We start from the raw sequence: 4,258 nt of genomic DNA on the forward strand, positions 1-4,258 counted from the left end.
CGGGCGCGTCGGAGGCGCGCAGCAGCGCGGTCAGCGGCCGCGCGTCGGCGATGCCGTACGAGGCCGCCAGGGCGCGGGCGGTCCCCGCCGCCGTCTCGTGGTCGGGGATCGGCGCCGCCGGGTCCCACACGTGGTCGGCGACGCGCTTGCCCCGGTGCAGGAGCGTGAAGCCGTAGCGGTCCCCGGTCCTGCGCAGCACCAGGGCCGGGCGGCGCACCGCGCGCGTCAGGCTCGCCGCGACCGCCGTCAGGCCGTCCTCGCCCATCAGCGTCGCCCGCCGGGCGGACGCCCCGCGCTCCGGTGTGCCCCGGGGGACCTCCGCGTACGTGGCGTCGCCGAGCGGGGCTATCCGCAGGTCGGCGCCCGCCTGCCGGGCCGCCTCGGCCACCCGGCGGGGCGTCGCCCGCAGGACCGCGACCGTCGTCGCGTCGGCGGGCTGGGTGCGCTGCGCGGGGATCGCGCGCCCCGCGAAGAACGGGATCTGCGACGCGACGTGCAGCCGCACGCCCGCCCGGAACTCCAGGAACTGCTCGCGCGCCGGCCCGAAGTACGCCCACGGGTACTCCGTCGCGTGCGTGCCGATCGCGCTGAACTGGGCCAGCGACTCCTCGGGCCGGCGCGCCAGCAGCAGCATCAGCGCCAGGTGGTTGCGCACGTCGGCGATCTCCGGGTCGCCTGGCTCGTACGCCCGGACCAGGGTGAGCGCCCGCTCGATCGCGGCGCGCACCCGCACCCGCGAGATGCGGCTGTGGCGCGCGTCGTCGCCGCCGACCGCCTCGGCCAGCACGTCGTACTCCACCGCCGCGAGCAGCGGCAGGGCGTGCAGCTTCGAGCCGGGCAGCGCGCCGCGTGCCGCGCGCTCGGCGAAGTCGAACATCTCCTCGTGCGAGCCGTGCCACTTCTCGCACAGGTACTGCAGGGCCGCCACGTGGCAGCCGTAGTGGTGGGGTGCCCGCTCCACGGCCTCCTCCCAGTACGCGTCGAAGACCTCGCGCGGCGACTGGCTGCCCGTCGCGTGCTCCAGGGCCAGCTGCCAGGGCACCGGGTCGGCGGGGTTGGCCTCGGCCGCCGCGCCGACCACCGGCACCGCGTCGTCCAGCAGGGCGAAGAACGCCTGGAACTGCTCCTGCGGGACGTCCTTCGCCCGCGCCCCCGTGCGTACCGCCCAGGCGTGCTTCAGGCTCACCGCCGCCCGCAGCAGCGCCGCGTCGGGGTCGTCGGGCGTGGCCGCCGTCCAGTCGTCCAGCCAGCCAGGATTGTGCAGCGCGGCCGTGGCCAGCCGGGGCACCCACGCGCCGCGGTTCTCCCACTCGCCGTCCAGCCGGGTCGCGGCCAGCAGGTCCCGTACGGGCCGGTGGTCGCCGCTCGCGGCGGCGACCAGGGCGGGCCGCAGCCGGGGCGCGGCCGGGTCGAGGACGACCGCCGTGTCGGGCGGCAGGTCGGTGCCGATGGTGGAGCCGTGCCGGAGCATGCGCGGAAGGCTGAGCAGGGAGCGGAGCGTCACGTACCCATTGAAGGCGCTCGCGGGTGTCCACCACCAGGGGAATGCGGTGTTGTCCCCTTGCCGGGTGGTGGCCCGCCGGGTGGCGACCGCCAGGGGCCGCCGTCCTCTCGGGGCGCGGGGGACGGACGCGAGGGTTCCCGTCCATGCCGCCCGTGTCCGTGACGGCCCGTCCGGTGGCGGGATCGTAGGCTGCCCGGTATGTGCGGAATTGTGGGATACGTCGGCTTCCGGCCGGCGCTCGATGTGGTCGTCGCCGGACTGAAGCGCCTCGAATACCGGGGGTACGACTCCGCCGGTGTGGCCGTGCTCGCGGACGGCGGCCTCGCCACGGCGAAACGGGCCGGGAAGCTCGTCAACCTCGACAAGGCGCTGGCCGAGGCGCCGCTGCCCGGGGGCACCGTCGGCCTCGGGCACACCCGGTGGGCCACGCACGGCGCGCCCAACGACGCCAACGCCCACCCGCACCTCGACAACGCGGGCCGTGTCGCCGTCGTCCACAACGGCATCATCGAGAACTTCGCGGCGCTGCGCGCCGAACTGGCCGGGCGCGGCCACGCGCTGGCGTCGGAGACCGACACCGAGGTCGTCTCGCACCTGCTCGCCGAGGCATTCTCCGCCTGCGGCGACCTCGCCGAGGCCATGCGCCAGGTGTGCCGGCGGCTCGACGGCGCGTTCACCCTGGTCGCGGTCCACGCGGACGAGCCGGGTGTCGTCGTCGGCGCCCGCCGCAACTCGCCGCTGGTCGTCGGAGTCGGCGACGGCGAGGCGTTCCTCGCCTCCGACGTGGCCGCCTTCATCGACCACACGCGCGAGGCCGTCGAACTGGGCCAGGACCAGGTCGTCGAGGCCCGCCGCGACGGCGTCACCGTCACCACCTTCGACGGCGCGCCCGGCGAGGTCCGGAACTTCCACGTCGACTGGGACGCCTCGGCCGCCGAGAAGGGCGGCTACGCCTCCTTCATGCTCAAGGAGATCGCCGAGCAGCCGAAGGCCGTCGCGGACACCCTCCTCGGCCGCATCGACGAGGCCGGCACGCTCGTCCTCGACGAGGTGCGCATCCCCGCCGAGACGCTGCGCGAGGCCGAGAAGGTCGTGATCGTGGCGTGCGGCACCGCCTTCCACGCGGCGCTCATCGCCAAGTACGCCATCGAGCACTGGACCCGCATGCCCTGCGAGGTGGAGCTCGCCAGCGAGTTCCGCTACCGCGACCCGATCCTCGACCAGCGCACCCTCGTCGTGGCGATCTCCCAGTCCGGCGAGACCATGGACACCCTGATGGCGCTGCGGCACGCCCGGGAGCAGGGCGCGCGGGTCCTCGCGATCTGCAACACCAACGGCTCGACCATCCCGCGCGAGTCGGACGCCGTGCTCTACACGCACGCCGGACCGGAGGTGGCGGTCGCCTCCACGAAGGCGTTCCTCACGCAGCTCGTCGCCTGCTACCTCGTGGCGCTCTACCTCGGCCAGGTGCGCGGCACCAAGTGGGGCGACGAGATCCGCGACGTCGTGCGCGAACTTTCCGGCGTCCCCGCCCGTCTTGAACGCGTGCTGGAGACGATGGAACCGGTCCGGGAGCTGGCGCGGACCCTCGCGGACAAGCGGACCGTGCTCTTCCTCGGCCGCCACGTCGGCTACCCGGTCGCCCTGGAGGGCGCCCTCAAGCTCAAGGAACTCGCCTACATGCACGCCGAGGGCTTCGCCGCGGGCGAGCTCAAGCACGGCCCCATCGCGCTGGTCGAGCGGGACCTGCCGGTCGTCGTGGTGGTGCCCTCGCCGCGCGGCCGGTCCGTGCTGCACGGCAAAATCGTCTCCAACATCCAGGAGATCAGGGCGCGCGGCGCCCGGACCGTGGTCATCGCCGAGGAGGGGGACGAGAGCGTGGTGCCGTACGCCGACCACCTCGTGCGGATCCCCGCGACGCCCACGCTGCTCCAGCCGCTCGTGGCGACCGTGCCGCTGCAGGTGTTCGCCTGCGAGCTGGCCACCGCGCGCGGCAACGAGGTCGACCAGCCGCGCAACCTGGCCAAGTCCGTCACCGTGGAGTGACGCGCGCCGTGGCGCCGAGCGAGGGAGCAGGGACGAAGTGATCATCGGGGTGGGGATCGACGTGGCGGAGATCGAGCGGTTCGGCCAGTCGCTGGAGCGGACCCCGCACCTGCGGGAACGCCTCTTCGTGGCGGACGAGTTGCGGCTGCCGGGCGGAGGGGAGCGCTCCGTCGCGTCCCTCGCGGCCCGGTTCGCGGCGAAGGAGGCGCTCGCCAAGGCGCTCGGCGCGCCCGGCGGCCTGCACTGGACCGACGCGGAGGTCTGCGTCGAGGACAGCGGGCGGCCCCTGCTGCGGGTGCGTGGCACCGTCGCGGCGCGGGCAGCCGAGCTCGGGGTACGGGCCTGGCACCTCTCGCTCAGCCACGACGCGGGAGTGGCGTCGGCCGTGGTGATCGCGGAGGGTTGAGTACATGCGGACTGCGTACGGGGTGGAGACGGTACGGGCGGCCGAGCGCGAGCTGATGGCGCGGCTGCCGGAGGGCACGCTGATGCGGCGCGCGGCGGCCGGCCTCGCCGCCGTGTGCGCGGGGCTGCTCGGCCGGGTGTACGGCTCGCGGGCCGTGCTGCTCGTCGGCAGCGGCGACAACGGCGGCGACGCCCTGTACGCCGGCGCTCATCTCGCCCGTCGGCGGCGGGGTCGTCCTTGTGCGTGCCCTGGTGGCCGCCCGCCTCGACGCTCTGCACGCACACCGCGTCGGCGCCGGACCA

General features: G+C 74.9%; 4 protein-coding genes. 3 read left to right on the forward strand and 1 reads right to left on the reverse strand.

The features are described 5' to 3' along the window. On the reverse strand, nucleotides 1-1,504 hold a 1,504-nt coding region (locus L1885_RS24505), incomplete at its 3' end, for a hypothetical protein (protein WP_235799343.1). Nucleotides 1,505-1,702: 198 nt separating this feature from the next. Between L1885_RS24505 and glmS the strand changes: the two genes are divergently transcribed. The 3 genes from glmS to L1885_RS24520 all read left to right on the forward strand — a co-directional run. Beyond that, nucleotides 1,703-3,550, forward strand: a complete 1,848-nt coding sequence (gene glmS / locus L1885_RS24510; RefSeq protein ID WP_235799346.1) for a glutamine--fructose-6-phosphate transaminase (isomerizing) — start codon at nucleotides 1,703-1,705, stop codon at nucleotides 3,548-3,550. 37 nt (nucleotides 3,551-3,587) lie between these two features. Beyond that, entirely contained in the window at nucleotides 3,588-3,956 is a 369-nt protein-coding gene (locus L1885_RS24515; RefSeq protein WP_235799348.1) for a holo-ACP synthase, read from the forward strand. Between the two features lie 4 nt (nucleotides 3,957-3,960). Beyond that, a partial coding sequence (locus L1885_RS24520) for an NAD(P)H-hydrate epimerase (protein ID WP_308117392.1) occupies nucleotides 3,961-4,258 on the forward strand: 298 nt, incomplete at its 3' end.

The sequence above is a fragment of the Streptomyces fuscigenes genome (assembly GCF_021556455.1).
GTDB classification, from domain to species: Bacteria; Actinomycetota; Actinomycetes; order Streptomycetales; family Streptomycetaceae; genus Streptomyces; species Streptomyces fuscigenes.

Coding starts and splice junctions, on each gene's coding strand:
- glmS (WP_235799346.1), top strand. CDS start 1,703: ATGTGCGGAATTGTGGGATACGTCGGCTTCCGGCCGGCGCTCGATGTG.